The organism is Lentzea sp. NPDC020367 (genome assembly GCF_044387305.1).
In the GTDB taxonomy this organism is placed as follows: domain Bacteria; phylum Actinomycetota; class Actinomycetes; order Mycobacteriales; family Pseudonocardiaceae; genus Lentzea.
This window is the reverse complement of record NZ_JBIRVV010000008.1, coordinates 201,457-217,998: the sequence shown is the minus strand read 5'-3', so window position 1 is coordinate 217,998 and position 16,542 is coordinate 201,457. Positions and strand designations below refer to the sequence as shown.

Genomic DNA, 16,542 nt, shown 5'->3' with positions numbered 1-16,542 from the left:
CCCGCACGGCCGAGCCAGGCGCTTTCGGCCCGGCCTTTTCCGGCCGTCCGAGCATCCCGCCAGAGGCTCGAGGTCAAGCCCACGATCGGCCGACTCCAGGCGACACGCCGCTTCAGTGCTGGCAAAAATGATCTTGCCCTCGATATGATCATTTGCTGCGTCAACGTCGTTGCAGATCCGTGATCAGCAACTTTCTGCAACCAACGCGAGGCTTGAGTCACCCCAAGGTAGGAACATCATCGGTGGCTACTGCCTGCTTTCGGCCGGTCACTTGGCGTTCAGAGTAGTCAGGTAGCCTGATCGGGTTAGTTGGCCATCCGCACCCGGCCATTTTCTGGCGGGGGTGGTACAGCGACGTCCCGTGACGCGGATAGGCTCCCGTGGTCTCCCCCTCCCCTGGACGAAGGCACTCAGCCGTGACAGAGAACAACAACTCCACGATGTCCTTCGATCGGATGCGCAACATGCTCACGCGCGCCGCGGAGATCCGTGAGAGCGAGCAGCAGCAGATCTTCGACGCGCTGGACGAGATCCACGCCCGGATGTCGCCTCTGGAGTCGCTGGGTTCGGTTCGCAAGCGCCTGTCGGAGCTGCCGGACCGCACCGAGGTCAGCGTTCTCGCTGAGCGCCTGGACGAGGCCCTCGCCAAGCTGGAGGCCCAGGACAACGCCGTCGCCGACATCGGTCGCGCGGTCGACTCCCTGGTGGACAAGCTCGCCAAGCCGTTCGCGCAGCTCGACGGTCGCCTCGACGGCGTCGCCGGCCGCTTCGAGGGTGTCGCGGGCCGCATGGACGGTCTCGAGGACAAGCTCTCGAGCATCCACAAGCGCATCGACGACCTCGACGGCCACCTGGACAAGCAGGACGGCAAGGTCGACGCGATCCCGGCCGCCGTCACGAACCCGCTGCGCGAGCGCGTCGAAGCGCTGGAGGCCGCGCTGCGTGGCCGTCTCGACGAGGTGGACGAGGGCGTGCACGAGCACCTCGACGGCACCCGCGAGGCCCTGCAGAAGATCCTCGCCGAGTCCTTCTCCAGCGTGCACGGCCGCGCCGACGAGCAGCGTGACGCCCTCGCCGCTGCCCGCAGCGAGCTGGTCACCGCGATCGCCGAGAGCCGCGGGGAGCTGGCCGGAGCGATCAACGACAGCCGCGAGAAGCTGACCTCGACCGTCACCGACCGCCACAACCAGCTGGCCGCGTCGCTGACCGAGACCCGCACCGAGCTGTCCGGCGCCGTGGCGGAGACCCGCGGCGAACTGGCAGGCGTCGTGGCGGAGACCCGCGACTCCCTGGCCGGCTCGCTCAACGAGACCCGCGAGTCGCTCGTCGGTTCCCTCAACGAGACGCGCGAGTCGCTCGCCGGCTCGCTGGCCGAGACCCGCACCGAGCTGACGTCGGCCGTCGCCGACACCCGCGAGGTCGTCAACGGCAAGCTCGACGAGGCCCGCACCGCCCTGTACGCGGCGATCGAGCAGTCCCGCGACCAGGTCGACGCAGCCGACCGCCTCGAGTCCCTGGCCCGCCGCCTGGAGCTCGTCACCTCGCAGCTCGACAACATGACCAACCGCCTGGACAAGGTCGAGGACGGCTTCGCCAGCCGCATCTCCGAGCTCGGCGGCACCGTCGACGCGAGCCTCACCAAGGTCGCCGAGACCGTGGGCGCCCGCCCGGACGCCGACGCGCTGCAGTCCCTGGTCCGCAAGTCGAACCAGGAGTCCGAACTGCGCATCGGCGGCCAGCTGGACGAGGCCATGGCCACCTTCGCCGAGCTCATCCTCGGCGGCGGCTCGCCCACGCCTCCCCCGCCGCCCACCGCCCTGCCGCGCCCGCAGCGCCGCACCCGCAAGAACGGCGGCCCGAAGCCGGCCAACGGCGGCAAGGACATGGACGACGACGACCTGGCGGCCGAGGGCGCCTGATCGTCACTGCGTGAGAACGGCCCCGGGGCAACGTCGCTCCGGGGCCGTTCTGCGTCCTGAGGTGAACCCGCGCGACGTGACACACGTGACCATGACGAGAGCGCTCACACGACCGTCGTTATGCTCGCCGGAATCTGGGGGCGTCCAGAAGGGATAGTCCGTGCAGCAACAGCGACTCGTCGCCAACCGCTACGCACTGCTCGCGGAGCTCGGCCGCGGTGCGATGGGCATCGTGTGGCGTGCCCAGGACCAGGTGCTCGGCCGGGCCGTCGCGCTCAAGGAGCTGCACCCGCCCCAGGGCATGGCAGCCGCGGAGCGCACCGTGCTGGAGGAGCGCATGCTCCGCGAGGCGCGGACCGCCGGCCGGCTGAACCACCCCGCCGTCGTGACGGTCTACGACATCGTCCGCGAGAACGACCGCACCTATCTCGCGATGGAACTGGTCGACGCGCTCGACCTCTCCACGATCGTGCAGCGGCACGGGCCACGTGACTCGACGTGGATGGCGAACGTGGCGTTGCAGGTGCTGGGGGCGCTGGAGACCGCGCACCAGGCCGGCATCGTGCATCGGGACGTCAAGCCCAGCAACATCATGGTGCGGCCGGACGGGGCCGTGAAGCTCACCGACTTCGGCATCGCGCAGGCCATGGACGACCCGCGGCTGACGCACAACGGCGGCATCGTGGGCTCGCCCGCGTACATGTCACCGGACCGGCTCAGCGGCTGGGAGGCCTCGCCCGCGTCGGACCTGTGGGCGCTCGGCGTCACGATGGCGCACGCGGTCGAGGGCATCAGTCCGTTCGAACGCACCTCCACGGCGTCGACGCTGCACGCCGTCATGAACGAGCCACCCGTGCTGCAGCGAGCCTCGCCCGCACTGGCCCAGGTGATCCGCGGGTTCCTGACCGTCGACGTTGCGCGCCGGCTCACCGCTCCCCAGGCGCGGCAGATGCTGACCGCGATCAGCCAGGGCGCCACGCAGGTTTCGTTCCCGCAGAACAACGGCGGTCAGAAGAAGGGCGTGGCGGTCAAGATCGCCGCTGTGGTCGTGGGCATCGCCGTGCTCGCGGGAGTCGCGTTCGCCGGGTACCAGGTCCTCAAACCGAAGGACTCGACCACGAACAACGCGGGGCCGAGCACCAGCCAGACCAGCGAGAACTCCAGCGAGTGGACCGAGGCCTCGTCGCTGCCGGTGGGTGCTCCGCTGCCGTCGCGCCGCATCGCCACGTTCGGCCGCGGCGGCGACGTGCCCGAGTGGAACCTCTCCGGCACGCAGTGCGCCAAGGACTTCCTCACGCAGGGGTCGCCGGTGCGGACCGAGGTGCCGTGCAGCGGACCGCACGGGATTCAGCTCTTCTCCGCCGCGACGCCGCTGTGGGACAAGCCGAAGGACATTGCCTACCCCGGCACGCAGTGGCTGGCCGACTTCACCAAGAACTACTGCACCGAGCAGTTCAAGGCCGTCGAGCCGAACTCCAAGGAGGTCCTCGGCTTCACCGGCCTCGTGCCCACGCAGAAGGAGTGGGAGGCCTACAACGACGCCGCGTCGCCGGGCCGCCAGGAGGTCCTGTGCGTGCTGTGGAAGCAGGACAGGTCACCCCTGGCGGGCTCGCTCGTCAACTAGCCGCGGATCGTGTCGATGACCAGCGGCGAACGCTCCAGCGCGGAATCCTCGACGCTGTAAGCACCTTCCAATGCCTGCAGCGCTCCGGAGACCGCGTCCGGGGTGTCGGTGTACAGCTCCAGCAACGGTTGCCCGGCCTCGACGTGGTCGCCCGGCTTGGCCAGGCAGAGCACGCCGGCACCGAACTGCACCGGGTCCTCCTTGCGCGCACGGCCGGCACCGAGCCGCCACGCCGCCACGCCGACGCCGTAAGCGTCCAAAGTGGACAGGACGCCGGTGCTGGGCGCGACCACGACGTGCTTGTGCGAGGCGACGGGCAGTGCGGCATCGGGATCGCCGCCCTGGGCCCGGATCATCCGCGCCCACACCTCGTAAGCCTCACCCGAAGCCAGAACAGCGGCCGGGTCGGCGGAGATCCCGGCCAGCGAAAGCATTTCCGCCGCCAAGGCCACCGTCAGCTCGACCACGTCGGCAGGTCCGCCGCCGCGCAGCACGTCGACGGACTCGGCGACCTCGACCGCGTTGCCGACCGCCCGTCCGAGAGGCACGGACATGTCGGTCAGCAGAGCCGAGATCCGCACGCCGTGCTGGACGCCGATGGCCACCAGGGCCTCGGCCAACGCGCGTGCGGACGCCAGGTCCTTCATGAACGCGCCGGAGCCGACCTTCACGTCCAGCACCAACGACTCGGCGCCTTCGGCGATCTTCTTCGACATGATCGAGGACGCGATCAGCGGAATCGCCTCGACGGTGCCGGTGACGTCCCGCAACGCGTAGAGCTTGCGGTCGGCCGGAGCAAGTCCTTCAGTAGCAGCACAAACCACGGCGCCGACCGAGGACAGCTGCGACAGAATCTCCGAAGTGGACAGTGCGGCCCGCCACCCCGGGATCGACTCCAGCTTGTCCAGGGTCCCGCCGGTGTGGCCGAGACCGCGGCCCGAAAGCTGCGGCACGGCGGCACCGCACGCGGCGACGAGAGGTGCCAGCGGCAGCGTGATCTTGTCGCCGACACCGCCCGTCGAGTGCTTGTCCACTGTCGGGCGGTCGACGTGCAGCGAGAGCCGCTCGCCGGACGAGATCATCGCCTGCGTCCAGCGTGCCGTCTCGGACGACGTCATGCCGTTGAGGAAGATCGCCATGGCCAGTGCGGACATCTGCTCGTCCGCGACGGCGCCGTGCGTGTAGGCGTCGATGACCCAGTCGATCTGCGCGTCCGACAACGCCAAGCCGTCGCGCTTGGCGCGAATGACGTCCACGGCGGAGAAGCTCATGGCAGATCCTCCGGTCCGAACGCGTCCGGCAGCACCGACGACATCGGCAGCACACCGGACGGCGTGTCCACCAGGCAGTCCCGGCCGCCCAGTTCGTAGAGAACCTGACGGCAGCGACCGCACGGCATCAGCAGGTCACCGGCACCCGAACGACAGGCCACCGCGACGAACCGGCCGCCACCCGTCAACTGCAACTGGCCCGCCATCGCGCACTCGGCGCACAGACCGACGCCGTACGAGGCGTTCTCCACGTTGCAGCCCACGACGATGCGGCCGTCGTCGCACAGCGCGGCGGACCCGACCTGAAGCCCCGAGTACGGGCAGTGGGCGAACGACGCCGCTTCCACCGCCCGTGCCCGCAGCAGGTCCCAGTCGACCTCAGCCACGGCGGTACACCAGACCGTCGGCGGCCGGCATTCGCAACCGCTGCGACGCCACGGCCAGCACGGCCAGCGTCACCATGTGCGGCGCGTAGGACACGAACTCGCCAGGGATCTCGTCGAGGCTGATGTACAGCAGGTACATCAGCACGGCCACGACGATCGCCGACGCGGCGGAGAACCACTTCTGGCGGATCAGCTGCCACACCACGATCACGGCGAGCAGGATCACCACGCCGTAGACCAGCGCCAGCACCGTCTCGCCGCCCGAACGCAGCTGCAGGCCGTCGGCGTAGCCGAACAGCGCCGCACCACCCAGCAGGCCACCGGGCCGCCAGTTGCCGAAGATCATCGCGGCGAGACCGATGTAGCCGCGGCCGCCGGTCTGACCCTCCAGATAGGACAGCTGACCGGGGTTGAGCACCAGCGCGGCGCCGCCCAGGCCGGCGAGACCACCGGAGACGATCACGGCGACGTACTTGTGGAAGTACACCTTCACGCCCAGCGAGTCCGCCGCGTGCGGGTTCTCGCCGACCGAGCGCAGGCGCAGGCCGAAGCGGGTGCGCCAGAGCAGGAAGTACGACAGCGGCAGCAGCAGGATCGCGATCATCGTCAGCGGCGAGACGCCGGTGACCAGACCGCGCAGGATGCCGGCGACGTCCGAGATGAACAGGCGCTGGCCCGCTTCGAGCTCACCGAGCCAGTCACCGAGGCCCGCCGCCGAGAACGTGTCGAACGGCTGCACCGGCGGCGACTGCCGCGGGTTGTGCGACACCGGCAGGAAGATGAGCGTCGACAGGTACTTCGTCAGACCGGCGCCGAGCAGGTTGATCGCCACACCGGAGACGATGTGGTTGACGCCGAACGTGACCGTCGCGATCGCGTGCAGCAGCCCGCCCAGCGAACCGAACACGACGGCCGCGACAAGAGCGGCCCACGGACCCCACTGGTAGCCGGCCCACGCCGCACCCCAGGTGCCCATGATCATCATGCCTTCGAGGCCGATGTTGACCACGCCGGCGCGTTCCGCCCACAGGCCGCCGAGACCGGCGAGCAGGATCGGCAGCGCGAGCCGGACCGCGGTCTGGGTCGTGCCGGACGACGTGAGCTGCGGGAACCCGGTCTGCATCGACGTGATCGACAGCAACGCGATCGCGCCCGCGACACCGAGCATGGCCACGGCCCAGCCGGGCAACTTGCGCTTGCGCGGCGCCGCCGGGACGTGCGGCTTCTCTTCCAACGTCGAGATCACGCGGCACCTCCGACAGTTCCGAGCTCACGGCCGACGCGGCGCTGCTCGGAGGCGAGCTCGAAGCGGCGCACCACCTCGTAGGCGACGACGACCGACAGGACGATCGAGCCCTGCATGATGGTGACGATCTCCCTGGGCACACCGACGTTGTCGAGCGCGAGGCCCGACTTGTCGAGGAACGCCCAGAGCAGCGCGCCGAACGCGATGCCACCGGGGTGGTTGCGGCCGAGCAGCGCGATCGCGATGCCCGAGAAACCGATGCCGGCACTGAAGTTCAGGCTAAAGGTGTGGTCGCGGCCGAGCAGTTCCGGCAGCGAGATCAGGCCCGCGATGGCGCCCGAGAGCAGCATCGAGACCAGCACCATCTTCTTGGCGTTGACGCCACCGGCCGACGCGGCGGTCGAGGACTCGCCGGAGGCGCGCAGCTCGAAGCCGAACCGGGTCTTGTTCATCATCACCCAGTAGCCGATGCCGAGGGCGATGGCCACGAAGATGAAGCCGAACATCGTGCCGCCGCCACCGAACGAGATGCCGGGCATCCAGCCGCTCTCCGGGATCTCGGCGGTGCGGATGTTGTTGCCCCGCAGCTCACCGAAGACGTCGCGGCGGATCAGGTACGCGGACAGGCCGATCGCCAGGCCGTTCATCATGATCGTCGAGATGACCTCGTTGACGCCGCGCGTCACCTTGAGGATCGCGGGGATCGCGGCCCAGGCGGCACCGGCGATCGCGGCCACGATGATGATCACCAGCGTGTGGATGCCGGTGGGCAGCGCGATCGAGCCGCCGACGACCGCGGCGACCACGGCCGCGACGCGGTACTGACCCTCGACACCGATGTTGAACAGGTTCATCTGGAACCCGATCGCCACCGCGAGCGCCGCGATGTAGTAGATGCCCGTCGAGTTGAGGATGTCGACGAACGTCGTGCCCTTGCCGACCTGCGTCACCATCGCACCGAACGCGCTGAGCGGGTTCGCGCCGGAGATGACGAGCGCCACGCCGCACAACAGCAGTGAGAAGACGATCGCCAACGCGGGCGGCAGGAGTTTGCCGCGCAGGTGTCCCATCAGTTCTCGCCTTCCTCGACGACAGCGGTCTCCTGGACCGCTGCGCTCGTGCTGCCCGCACCGGTCATGGCGCTACCGAGGTCTTCGGGCGTCACGGTGTTCGGGTCGGCGTCGGCCACCAGGCGTCCGCGCAGCATGACCTTGATCGTGTCCGACAGGCCGATCAGCTCGTCCAGGTCGGCGGAGATCAGCAGCACGGCGAGGCCGGCGGCACGGGCGCGCTTGATCTCGTCCCAGATCAACGCCTGCGCGCCGACGTCCACACCGCGGGTCGGGTGCGAGGCGATCAGCAGCACGGGGTTGCCGGACAGTTCGCGTCCGACGACGAGTTTCTGCTGGTTACCACCGGAAAGCGCGGCCGCGGGCACGTCGATGCCGGGCGTGCGGACGTCGAACTCGGTGACGATCCGCTCGGTGTCCTTCTTCGCGCCGTCGGTGTCGAGCCAGATGCCCTTGGCCGTCGGCTTGCGCGTCTGGTAGCCGAGGATCCGGTTGTACCAAAGGGGTTGCGTGAGCAGCAGGCCGTGGCGGTGGCGGTCCTCGGGGATGTACCCGATGCCCGCCTCACGCCGGGCGAGCGTGCCCAGCTTCGTGAGGTCCTTGTCCTGCAACGTGATCGTGCCGCTGCCGGCCTTGCGCATGCCCATGATCGTCTCAACGAGCTCGGTCTGGCCGTTGCCCTCGACGCCGGCGATGCCGACGACCTCGCCGGAACGGACCGCCATGTCGACGTCGTCGAGGATCGGCCGCGAGCCGTCCGGGGTCATCAGCTTGAGGCCCTTGACGTCCAGCACGACCGTGTCGGTGACCGTGGACTCGCGGGTCTCCGGGCTGGGCAGCTCGCTGCCGACCATCATCTCGGCGAGTTGCCGGGAGCTGACGGTCTTCGGGTCGGCGCTGCCCACGGTCGTGCCGCGGCGGATCACCGTGACGGAGTCCGCGATCGCACGGACCTCGTCGAGCTTGTGCGAGATGAACAGGAACGTGTAGCCCTGCTCCTGCATGCCGCGCACGGTGTCGAAGAGCTCGTTGACCTCCTGCGGCACGAGCACGGCGGTGGGCTCGTCCAGGATGATCACCTTGGCGCCGCGGTAGAGCACCTTGAGGATCTCGACGCGCTGCCGGTCCGCGACACCGAGCTGCTCGACCAGAACGCCGGGGTCGACGTTGAGGCCGGTCCTGCCGGAGAGCTCGATGATGCGCGCGCGGGCCTTCTTGCCGATGCCGTGCAGCGCCTCGGCACCCAGGACCACGTTCTCCTGGACGGTGAGGTTGTCGGCCAGCATGAAGTGCTGGTGCACCATGCCGATGCCGGCCTTGATGGCGTCGGACGGGGTGCGGAACCGCACCTGCTCGCCGTTCACCTCGATGGTGCCCTCGTCCGGCGGCTGCATGCCGTAGAGGATCTTCATCAGGGTGGACTTGCCGGCGCCGTTCTCACCGCACAGGGCATGTACCTCGCCACGGCGGACGGTCAGGTGCACGTCGCTGTTGGCGACCACACCGGGGAATCGCTTCGTGATGCCGGTGAGCACCACAGCGGGGGGATCGTCCGTCCGTGCGGACGTGGAACTGCTCATCGTCGAGTGCTCCTCCTACCACGCACCAGGCCCTGTGAGGGCAGATCCTCACAGGGCCCGGCACGTGCAAACGACTTGAACGACTGACGGACTACGGCTTGTCCGCGACCTTGATCTTGCCCTCGATGATCTGGGCCTTGTAGCCCTCGAGGATGCCCTGCAGCTTCGCGTCGATCTTGCCACCCGACGTGGCGTAGCCGACACCGTCCACCTTCAGGTCGAAGACCTTGGGCAACGAGGCGAGGTCGTTCTTCGCGACGGCCTTGATGAAGTCGTAGACCGCGACGTCGACGCGCTTGAGCATCGAGGAGACGATGACGTCCTTCGTGTCGGCGACGGTCGCCTGGTTGTACTGGTCGGAGTCGACGCCGATGGCCAGCACGCCACCCTGCTTGGCGGCCGAGAAGATGCCCTTACCGGACGCGCCCGCGGCCTGGTAGATGACGTCGGCGCCCTTGTCGATCTGACCCTTCGCGGCTTCCTGACCCTTCGGGGCGTCCTGGAAACCGGTGAAGTCACCGGCGGGGGTGATGTACTTCTTCTCGATCTGGATCTTCGGCGCGGCGGCCTTGGCACCCTGGAAGTAGCCGGCCTCGAACTTCTGGATCAGCGGGATCTCGACACCGCCGACGAAGCCCACGTGGCACTTCTTGCTCTGGTACGCGGCGATGACGCCGGCCAGGAAGGAGCCCTCCTGCTCGGCGAACACCAGCGGCGTGACGTTCGCGGCGCCGTCGACGGCCGAGTCGACCAGGCCGAACTTGACGTTCGGGAACTCCGCGGCGACGAGCTTCATCGACTCGGCGTAGGCGAAGCCGACACCGATGATCGGGCTGAAGCCCTCGGAGGCCAGCTGGCGCAGACGGGTCTGCTTGGCCGACTCGTCCTCACTCGGAGCCGCGGACAGCTCGCGGGTGTTCTCCTTCTTCACACCGAAGTCGGTGAGCGCCTTGTCCAGACCGGCGGCGGCGGAGTCGTTGAACGACGCATCGCCACGGCCACCGATGTCGTAGGCCAGACCGACCTTCAGCGTGCTCGCGTCCACCTTGTCACCGTTGGCGGCGCTGGTGTTCGAGGTGGCAGGCGCGGTCGGGGCCTCGGCGAACTCGCAAGCGGCGCCAGTGCCCGTGCCCGAGCTGGTGTTACCGCCACCCGAGTCCTTCGCGCAGGCGGCCATAGTCATCACGCTGGTCAACGCGATCGCGGCGACCGCGACACCACGCATACGACGACGCACGGCTCGTCTCCTCCCTGAGGTTCCTCCCCAACGACGTTGTTGGGTCCTAGAGGCGGCACCGTACCTCTTAGTAACCAACCCCGTTGCCGTCAGCACCTACAAAGACCCCTATCGGTTACGCATTCGACGCTTTGGCCGTACCTGTGGTGATCACTCGTGTTCGGGGCGTGGCGAAAACTCCTCTTCGACCGCTTCCTCGCTCCGATCTTCGTCCGTTCGGCCCAGTTCCGCGCGCCAAGCCCACCGCTCCAACGCCCCCGACATGCCGGAAACCGGGCCGCCCGCAGGCCAGCCCGACGAGTTGTCCCTCCCCATGACGCCCAGGATGGTTCGGCGCGCTGCCGTGCCGCTGACTCCGGAATGTCATTCCGCGTTGAACCGGTCGCGGGCCTCCCGACGTGTACGAGGTGGCAAGTGCCCTTGCCGACGACGGCGGCCCGGACCAAGGCGGAGGTCCTGGCCGCCGTCCTTCGTCGTCGTTTTGTGGCGTGGACCGCATTTCAGAATCGATCAAGACCGCTTGGTGGATCGACAGCGTGTCTCATCGATCACAGAGCGGGTGCGCCTGCTGGGTCGGTTCCAACGTGCGGGACTAGGATTTTCCGGTCATGGTCGGGAAGAACTGTTGCCGACCCACCACCACTGACGTTGGAGGTCGCGGCGCATGACCAGCGCAGGCGCACCCGAGCGGTCGGGCACCACCCGAGGGGGTGGGACGCTCTACCGCGGTGATCTGGGCATGTGGTCCTGGGTCGCCCACCGGATCACCGGTGTCCTCACGTTCTTCTTCCTCTTCACCCACGTGCTCGACACCGCACTCGTGCGGGTGTCCCCGAACGCGTACGACGCGGTGATCGAGACCTACAAGAACCCGATCGTCAACCTCTTCGAGGTCGGCCTCGTCGGCGCGGTGCTCTACCACGCGCTGAACGGCATCCGGGTCATGCTGGTCGACTTCTGGGAGAAGGGCGCCAAGTACCAGAGGGTCATGCTCTGGACCGTGCTGGCCGTCTGGGTCGTCGTGATGATCCCCGGCTTCTACTTCATGATGGAGCGCACGATCTCCGACCTGGTTGGGGGTCACTGACCATGTCACTCGCACTCGACAAGCCCCGCCAGCCGCGCCGCCCCGCGGCCCGCCGCAGCAACGGCGAGCTCTACAGCTGGCTGTTCATGCGCCTCTCCGGCCTGCTGCTCGTGGTCCTGGTCCTGGGCCACCTGTTCATCATGAACATCCTCGACGGCGGCGTGCACAAGATCAACTTCGGCTTCGTCGCCGGCCGCTGGGCGTCCCCGTTCTGGCAGTTCTGGGACCTCGCGATGCTCTGGCTCGCGCAGATCCACGGCGGCAACGGCGTGCGGACGGTCATCAACGACTACGCCCGCAAGGACTCCACCCGGTTCTGGTTGAAGATGCTGCTCTACGTGTCGATGGTCCTGATCATCTCGCTCGGCACGTTCGTGATCTTCACCTTCGACCCGAACATCTCGAACTGACCCGCGCGGGGAGCCCACCACAATGCAGTTCCACAAGTACGACGTAGTCATCATCGGCGCTGGTGGTGCCGGAATGCGCGCGGCGATCGAGTCCGGCCAGCGCGCCCGCACCGCGGTGCTCACCAAGCTCTACCCCACGCGTTCGCACACCGGCGCGGCCCAGGGCGGCATGTGCGCCGCCCTCGCCAACGTCGAGGAGGACAACTGGGAGTGGCACACCTTCGACACGATCAAGGGCGGCGACTACCTGGTCGACCAGGACGCCGCCGAGATCATGGCGAAGGAGGCGATCGACGCCGTTCTCGACCTCGAGAAGATGGGCCTGCCGTTCAACCGGACGCCCGAGGGCAAGATCGACCAGCGCCGGTTCGGCGGCCACACGCGCAACCACGGTGAAGCCGCCGTGCGCCGCGCCTGCTACGCCGCGGACCGCACCGGCCACATGATCCTGCAGACGCTCTATCAAAACTGCGTCAAGCACGGCATCGAGTTCTTCAACGAGTTCTACGTGCTCGACATCTGCCTGACCGAGACGGAGAACGGCCCGGTCTGCACCGGCGCCGTCGCCTACGAGCTCGCGACCGGCGAGATCCACGTCTTCCAGGCCAAGTCCGTCGTGTTCGCGACCGGTGGTTTCGGCAAGGTCTTCAAGACCACGTCGAACGCCCACACGCTGACCGGCGACGGCATGGGCATCGTCTTCCGCAAGGGCCTGCCCCTGGAGGACATGGAGTTCTACCAGTTCCACCCGACCGGCCTCGCCGGTCTCGGCATCCTGCTGACCGAGGGTGCCCGCGGCGAGGGCGCGATCCTGCGCAACGCCTCGGGTGAGCGGTTCATGGAGCGCTACGCCCCGACCATCAAGGACCTGGCGCCGCGCGACATCGTGGCCCGTTCGATGGCCCTCGAGGTGCTGGAAGGCCGTGGCGCCGGCCCGAACAAGGACTACGTGCTGCTGGACTGCACGCACCTCGGTGCCGAGGTCCTGGAGACGAAGCTGCCGGACATCACCGAGTTCGCGCGGACTTATTTGGCCGTCGACCCGGTCGTCGAGCCCGTCCCGGTGTACCCGACCGCGCACTACGCGATGGGTGGCATCCCGACGAACATCCACGGCGAAGTGCTGCGGGACAACGACAACGTCGTTCCCGGGCTCTACGCCGCCGGTGAGTGCGCCTGCGTGTCCGTGCACGGCGCGAACCGCCTCGGCACGAACTCGCTGCTGGACATCAACGTCTTCGGCCGCCGCGCGGGCATCGCCGCCGCGGAGTACGCGCTGTCGCGTGAGTCCCACGTGGACCTGCCGGAGAACCCGGCCGCGTCCGTCGAGGCCCAGGTCGCCCTGGCGCTGTCGGAGCACGGCCACGAGCGCGTCGCGGACATCCGCATCGAGCTGCAGGCCACCATGGACGCCAACGCGTCCGTGTACCGCACCGAGGACACGCTGAAGAAGGCGCTGCACGACGTCCAGGCCCTGAAGGAGCGCTACGCGCACATCCAGGTGCAGGACAAGGGCAAGCGTTTCAACACGGACCTGTTGGAGGCCGTCGAACTCGGCTTCCTGCTGGAGCTGGCCGAGGTGCTGGTGCACGGTGCTCTGGAGCGCAAGGAGTCCCGCGGCGGTCACGCCCGCGAGGACTACCCGAACCGCGACGACACGAACTTCATGCGCCACAGCATGTTCTACAAGCAGGGCGACGGTCTGGCCGCGGACATCCGCATGGACTACAAGCCCGTGACCTTTACCCGGTACAAGCCGATGGAGCGCAAGTACTGATGACCGCCACCGCTGAAACTACTGCTGGCTCGCGCGGCTCGCAGCCGCCGGTTCCGGACGGCGCTGTCACGGTCACCGTCAAGATCCGCCGGTTCAACCCGGAGATCGACGACGAGCCGCGCTGGGACTCGTTCGACATCCCGGCGCTGCCGTCGGACCGCGTGCTGAACCTGCTGCACCACATCAAGTGGTACGTGGACGGGACGCTGACCTTCAGGCGCTCCTGCGCGCACGGCATCTGCGGCTCGGACGCGATGCGCATCAACGGCGTCAACCGCCTGGCGTGCAAGGTGCTGTTGAAGGATTTGCTGGAGAAGGGCGACAAGCACACCACGATCACCATCGAGCCCATCAAGGGCCTGCCGGTGAACAAGGACCTGCTTGTCAACATGGAGCCGTTCTTCGAGGCTTTCCGCGCTGTCAAGCCTTACCTCGTGACCTATGGCAACGAGCCGACTCGCGAGCGCATCCAGTCTGTTGCTGACCGTGAGCGGTTTGATGACACGACCAAGTGCATTCTGTGTGCCTGCTGCACTACGTCGTGCCCTGTTTACTGGTCTGAGGGGTCTTACTTCGGGCCTGCGGCGATCGTCAACGCGCACCGGTTCATCTTTGACTCTCGGGATGAGGGTGCTGAGGAGCGGTTGGACATCCTCAACGACATCGACGGGGTTTGGCGGTGCCGGACCACGTTCAACTGCACCGATGCTTGTCCTCGTGGGATTCAGGTGACCAAGGCTATTCAGGAAGTTAAGCGGGCTTTGCTGTTCAAGCGCGTTTGATCTGGTTTTGGTGTTGAGGCGCCGCGTTCCCGTTGGGGGGCGCGGCGTTTTGGCGTTTGTTGGGGGTGCGGTGCGGGTTGCGTGCGGGCCGTTGCGTTCCAGCGGGGTTGGTCGCGTTCCGTGCGGGTGGTCGCCTTGCGAGGGTGCTTGCGCAGGTCGTGACGAAGTGCGGGGTTGCGATTGGGGCTTGACCTTGAGCCTCTAGCTGGGCGCGTTGTCGGCCTCAAAGCCGGGGTGAAAAGCGCCCCGGCCGAGCCCAGACAGGGTGGCACCCAGCCCCTCAAGGTCAAGCCCCAATCGCCATGAGCGGGGTGCACCGCTACCCGGCGCTCTAGGTTCAGACGGCTCGCTTCGCATCGCCACGCCCGGGCTCGTACGTGGTCGCCTTGCGAGGGCCGCGCCTGTTGGCACCGCGCGCCGGGCCCTCGTATGTGGTCGCCTTGCGTTGGCGAGTGCGGGTGGCACCGCGCGCCGGGCGTGCGTCGTGGTTGCCTTGCGTTGGCGAGTGCGGGTGGCATGCGCGGGTCGGAGGCTGCGTTGGAGTGCGTGCTTGCTTGCTTGTTCAGGTCGCCTCCACCACGTGCACCGGTGGGCGGGGTCTGGCCGCTGCCGCGCGATGTGCCGCCTTCAGTTCGCGTGCCACCGCTTCCGGGGTGTCGCGCAGCCTCGTCGGCAGGGTTTGGAGGACGAGGATTCCCGCTGCCGCGTAACGGCTGTTCCGGGCGAGGGTTCGTTCGTAGTCGCGCGGTCCGAAGTGGAATGCCTTCGAGTCGATCTCCCACGCCAGGCCCACGTCGTCGTACCAGGCGTCCGGTTTGCCGATGAGCACGCCGTCGGCGTTGGCGATCGTGGCGTTCCAGTGCGGGGTGGTGAGGCGGATCTTGCGGGAGAGGCGGCGGGCGTCTCGTTCTGCGATTGATTCGGCGCGGCCCAGTTCTTTTAGGACGGTGCGGACCAGCTTGGTGCCGAAGCGGTTGGTTCTGGCCTCTGCCGCGAGGTCTTGTGGGGTGCAGCGGCCTCGTTGGACTGCTGCGGCGATCAGGGTGGTGGCCTCGTCTTCGGAGCGCAGGAAGCGGCAGGCGTCGACTACGGCTCTGGCTGCGGACACCACCGGGTAGCCGCCGACGTCTGTTGACGTGGGCATGGGTGAGGCTCGTTCGAGGATCAGCGTGCCGCTGCCTCGGGCCGTGCCTGGGATCAGGACGTGGATTTGCTGGGCGCGGGCCGGTAGGCCGTGGCGGCGGCAGGCTTCGGCGCCTGTCACCACGGCTCCTGGGCCTGCTCGCAGGAGGGCCGCGGTCAGTTGTTGGTCCGGGGTGGGCGGGCCGTTGTGCAGCAGCACTACGCCTGGGTACATGCGCTGCCACGGCCCGCCCGCGATACATCGCCGCCACGGGTTGGTGACGCCCAGTGACTTCAGGGCGCCGGCACTGATCACGCCGAGATCGCTGCGTTCGCGCAGGTGTTCGATTCGCACGTCACCAGTGTGACGAGGGACACCGACAGTTTTCGGGGGGTCAGCGCCTGGAGGGTCGCCTGGCGCGGTCGATCAGCATCAGAGCGGTGCCTCCTACGAGGAGCAGAACGCCGAGCAGGAGCAGCCACGTGGTGGAGGCGCCGGTGTTGGCCAGGCGGTTGTCCTGGTGGACCGGGGGCTTCGTGACCGGCGGAGTCGCCACCAGCGGCTTCGTCGGCGTGGACGGGGTGGTGGTCTTCGGCGTGGTCGTCGTCGACGTGGTCGAGTCCGGCGGTGTCGTGGTCCTCGAGGTCGTCGTCGAGGTCGTCGAACCCGGCGGCGTCGTGGTCGTCGACGTTGTCGAAGTCGTCGTGGTCGTCGAAGTCGTCGTGGTGGTCGAGCTCGGCGGCGTCGAACCCGGCGGCTTCTCCGTGGTCGTGGTCGTCGTTGGCGGAGTCGTGGTGGTGGTCGTGGTCGTCGTGCATGGGGTGGTGGTCGTTGTCGTCGGAGTGGTCGTGGACGACGTCGGAGGCTCTTCACCTCTCGGCGACGGCGCGCGCCAGTCTGGGCGTACTTTCGGGCACCACGCAGCGGCGCACACCTGGCCATCCCCGGAGGCCGAAGCTTCCGGGGCGGCACCGTGCAGTGCGACGAGCGTCAACACTGCTCCGGCGGTGAGCACACCGATATAGGCGAT

At 68.0% G+C, this 16,542-nt stretch carries 15 protein-coding genes; 7 read left to right on the top strand and 8 right to left on the bottom strand.

Annotated features, from left to right (window positions below; translation table 11 throughout):
* Positions 1-440: 440 nt before the first annotated feature.
* A complete protein-coding gene (locus tag ACH413_RS31710; protein ID WP_360044383.1) occupies positions 441-1,919 on the top strand; it encodes a hypothetical protein in 1,479 nt (492 codons plus the stop codon).
* Between the two features lie 160 nt (positions 1,920-2,079).
* Positions 2,080-3,543 carry a serine/threonine-protein kinase gene (locus ACH413_RS31705; RefSeq protein WP_360044386.1) on the top strand — a complete coding sequence of 488 codons (1,464 nt, stop codon included), beginning with the start codon at positions 2,080-2,082 and terminating at the stop codon, positions 3,541-3,543.
* On the opposite strand, the gene ACH413_RS31700 is transcribed toward ACH413_RS31705, so the two are convergent.
* The 6 genes from ACH413_RS31700 to ACH413_RS31675 all read right to left on the bottom strand — a co-directional run bounded on the left by ACH413_RS31700 (position 3,540) and on the right by ACH413_RS31675 (position 10,321).
* The gene (locus ACH413_RS31700; protein WP_360044389.1) at positions 3,540-4,814 is read right to left on the bottom strand and encodes a thymidine phosphorylase; all 1,275 of its coding nucleotides are present in this window, start codon (positions 4,812-4,814) and stop codon (positions 3,540-3,542) included. The two genes, ACH413_RS31705 and ACH413_RS31700, sit on opposite strands and share 4 nt — an antisense overlap.
* Complete coding sequence (locus tag ACH413_RS31695; protein WP_360044392.1) at positions 4,811-5,200, bottom strand: cytidine deaminase; 390 nt, start codon at positions 5,198-5,200, stop codon at positions 4,811-4,813. Before ACH413_RS31695 ends, ACH413_RS31700 begins: the two co-directional genes overlap by 4 nt.
* On the bottom strand, positions 5,193-6,446 hold the full coding sequence (locus tag ACH413_RS31690) for an ABC transporter permease (protein WP_360044395.1): 1,254 nt from the start codon (positions 6,444-6,446) through the stop codon (positions 5,193-5,195). The genes ACH413_RS31695 and ACH413_RS31690 overlap by 8 nt, the downstream gene beginning before the upstream one ends.
* Positions 6,443-7,516: an ABC transporter permease gene (locus ACH413_RS31685; RefSeq protein ID WP_360044398.1), complete on the bottom strand. Its 1,074-nt coding sequence runs from the start codon at positions 7,514-7,516 to the stop codon at positions 6,443-6,445. The genes ACH413_RS31690 and ACH413_RS31685 overlap by 4 nt, the downstream gene beginning before the upstream one ends.
* A complete protein-coding gene (locus ACH413_RS31680; RefSeq protein ID WP_360044401.1) occupies positions 7,516-9,096 on the bottom strand; it encodes an ABC transporter ATP-binding protein in 1,581 nt (526 codons plus the stop codon). Before ACH413_RS31680 ends, ACH413_RS31685 begins: the two co-directional genes overlap by 1 nt.
* A gap of 91 nt (positions 9,097-9,187) precedes the next feature.
* Complete coding sequence (locus ACH413_RS31675) at positions 9,188-10,321, bottom strand: BMP family ABC transporter substrate-binding protein (RefSeq protein WP_360044599.1); 1,134 nt, start codon at positions 10,319-10,321, stop codon at positions 9,188-9,190.
* A 676-nt stretch (positions 10,322-10,997) separates the two neighbouring features.
* Between ACH413_RS31675 and sdhC the strand changes: the two genes are divergently transcribed.
* The 4 genes from sdhC to ACH413_RS31655 are packed head-to-tail and all read left to right on the top strand — an operon-like array spanning position 10,998 to position 14,389.
* Positions 10,998-11,420: a succinate dehydrogenase, cytochrome b556 subunit gene (sdhC, locus tag ACH413_RS31670; protein WP_093591546.1), complete on the top strand. Its 423-nt coding sequence runs from the start codon at positions 10,998-11,000 to the stop codon at positions 11,418-11,420.
* A gap of 2 nt (positions 11,421-11,422) precedes the next feature.
* Positions 11,423-11,830: a succinate dehydrogenase hydrophobic membrane anchor subunit gene (locus ACH413_RS31665; RefSeq protein WP_086660969.1), complete on the top strand. Its 408-nt coding sequence runs from the start codon at positions 11,423-11,425 to the stop codon at positions 11,828-11,830.
* 22 nt (positions 11,831-11,852) lie between these two features.
* The gene (gene sdhA / locus ACH413_RS31660; RefSeq protein ID WP_360044405.1) at positions 11,853-13,607 is read left to right on the top strand and encodes a succinate dehydrogenase flavoprotein subunit; all 1,755 of its coding nucleotides are present in this window, start codon (positions 11,853-11,855) and stop codon (positions 13,605-13,607) included.
* Positions 13,607-14,389: a succinate dehydrogenase iron-sulfur subunit gene (locus ACH413_RS31655; RefSeq protein WP_319975049.1), complete on the top strand. Its 783-nt coding sequence runs from the start codon at positions 13,607-13,609 to the stop codon at positions 14,387-14,389. Before sdhA ends, ACH413_RS31655 begins: the two co-directional genes overlap by 1 nt.
* A gap of 562 nt (positions 14,390-14,951) precedes the next feature.
* Here the strand turns inward: ACH413_RS31655 and ACH413_RS31650 are convergent.
* Together ACH413_RS31650 and ACH413_RS31645 are read right to left on the bottom strand one after the other, a co-directional pair.
* Positions 14,952-15,866: a hypothetical protein gene (locus tag ACH413_RS31650; RefSeq protein ID WP_360044409.1), complete on the bottom strand. Its 915-nt coding sequence runs from the start codon at positions 15,864-15,866 to the stop codon at positions 14,952-14,954.
* Between the two features lie 40 nt (positions 15,867-15,906).
* Positions 15,907-16,068 carry an LPXTG cell wall anchor domain-containing protein gene (locus ACH413_RS31645; protein ID WP_360044412.1) on the bottom strand — a complete coding sequence of 54 codons (162 nt, stop codon included), beginning with the start codon at positions 16,066-16,068 and terminating at the stop codon, positions 15,907-15,909.
* Between ACH413_RS31645 and ACH413_RS31640 the strand changes: the two genes are divergently transcribed.
* On the top strand, positions 15,995-16,537 hold the full coding sequence (locus ACH413_RS31640; RefSeq protein WP_360044607.1) for a hypothetical protein: 543 nt from the start codon (positions 15,995-15,997) through the stop codon (positions 16,535-16,537). The genes ACH413_RS31645 and ACH413_RS31640 overlap by 74 nt on opposite strands.
* Positions 16,538-16,542 lie beyond the last annotated feature (5 nt).

Excerpts from the sequence above, each read along its gene's own strand:
- ACH413_RS31655 (WP_319975049.1), top strand. The coding sequence starts at position 13,607 with ATGACCGCCACCGCTGAAACTACTGCTGGCTCGCGCGGCTCGCAGCCG.
- ACH413_RS31665 (WP_086660969.1), top strand. The coding sequence starts at position 11,423 with ATGTCACTCGCACTCGACAAGCCCCGCCAGCCGCGCCGCCCCGCGGCC.
- sdhC (WP_093591546.1), top strand. The coding sequence starts at position 10,998 with ATGACCAGCGCAGGCGCACCCGAGCGGTCGGGCACCACCCGAGGGGGT.
- sdhA (WP_360044405.1), top strand. The coding sequence starts at position 11,853 with ATGCAGTTCCACAAGTACGACGTAGTCATCATCGGCGCTGGTGGTGCC.
- ACH413_RS31700 (WP_360044389.1), bottom strand. The coding sequence starts at position 4,814 with ATGAGCTTCTCCGCCGTGGACGTCATTCGCGCCAAGCGCGACGGCTTG.
- ACH413_RS31680 (WP_360044401.1), bottom strand. The coding sequence starts at position 9,096 with ATGAGCAGTTCCACGTCCGCACGGACGGACGATCCCCCCGCTGTGGTG.
- ACH413_RS31710 (WP_360044383.1), top strand. The coding sequence starts at position 441 with ATGTCCTTCGATCGGATGCGCAACATGCTCACGCGCGCCGCGGAGATC.
- ACH413_RS31685 (WP_360044398.1), bottom strand. The coding sequence starts at position 7,516 with ATGGGACACCTGCGCGGCAAACTCCTGCCGCCCGCGTTGGCGATCGTC.
- ACH413_RS31675 (WP_360044599.1), bottom strand. The coding sequence starts at position 10,321 with ATGCGTGGTGTCGCGGTCGCCGCGATCGCGTTGACCAGCGTGATGACT.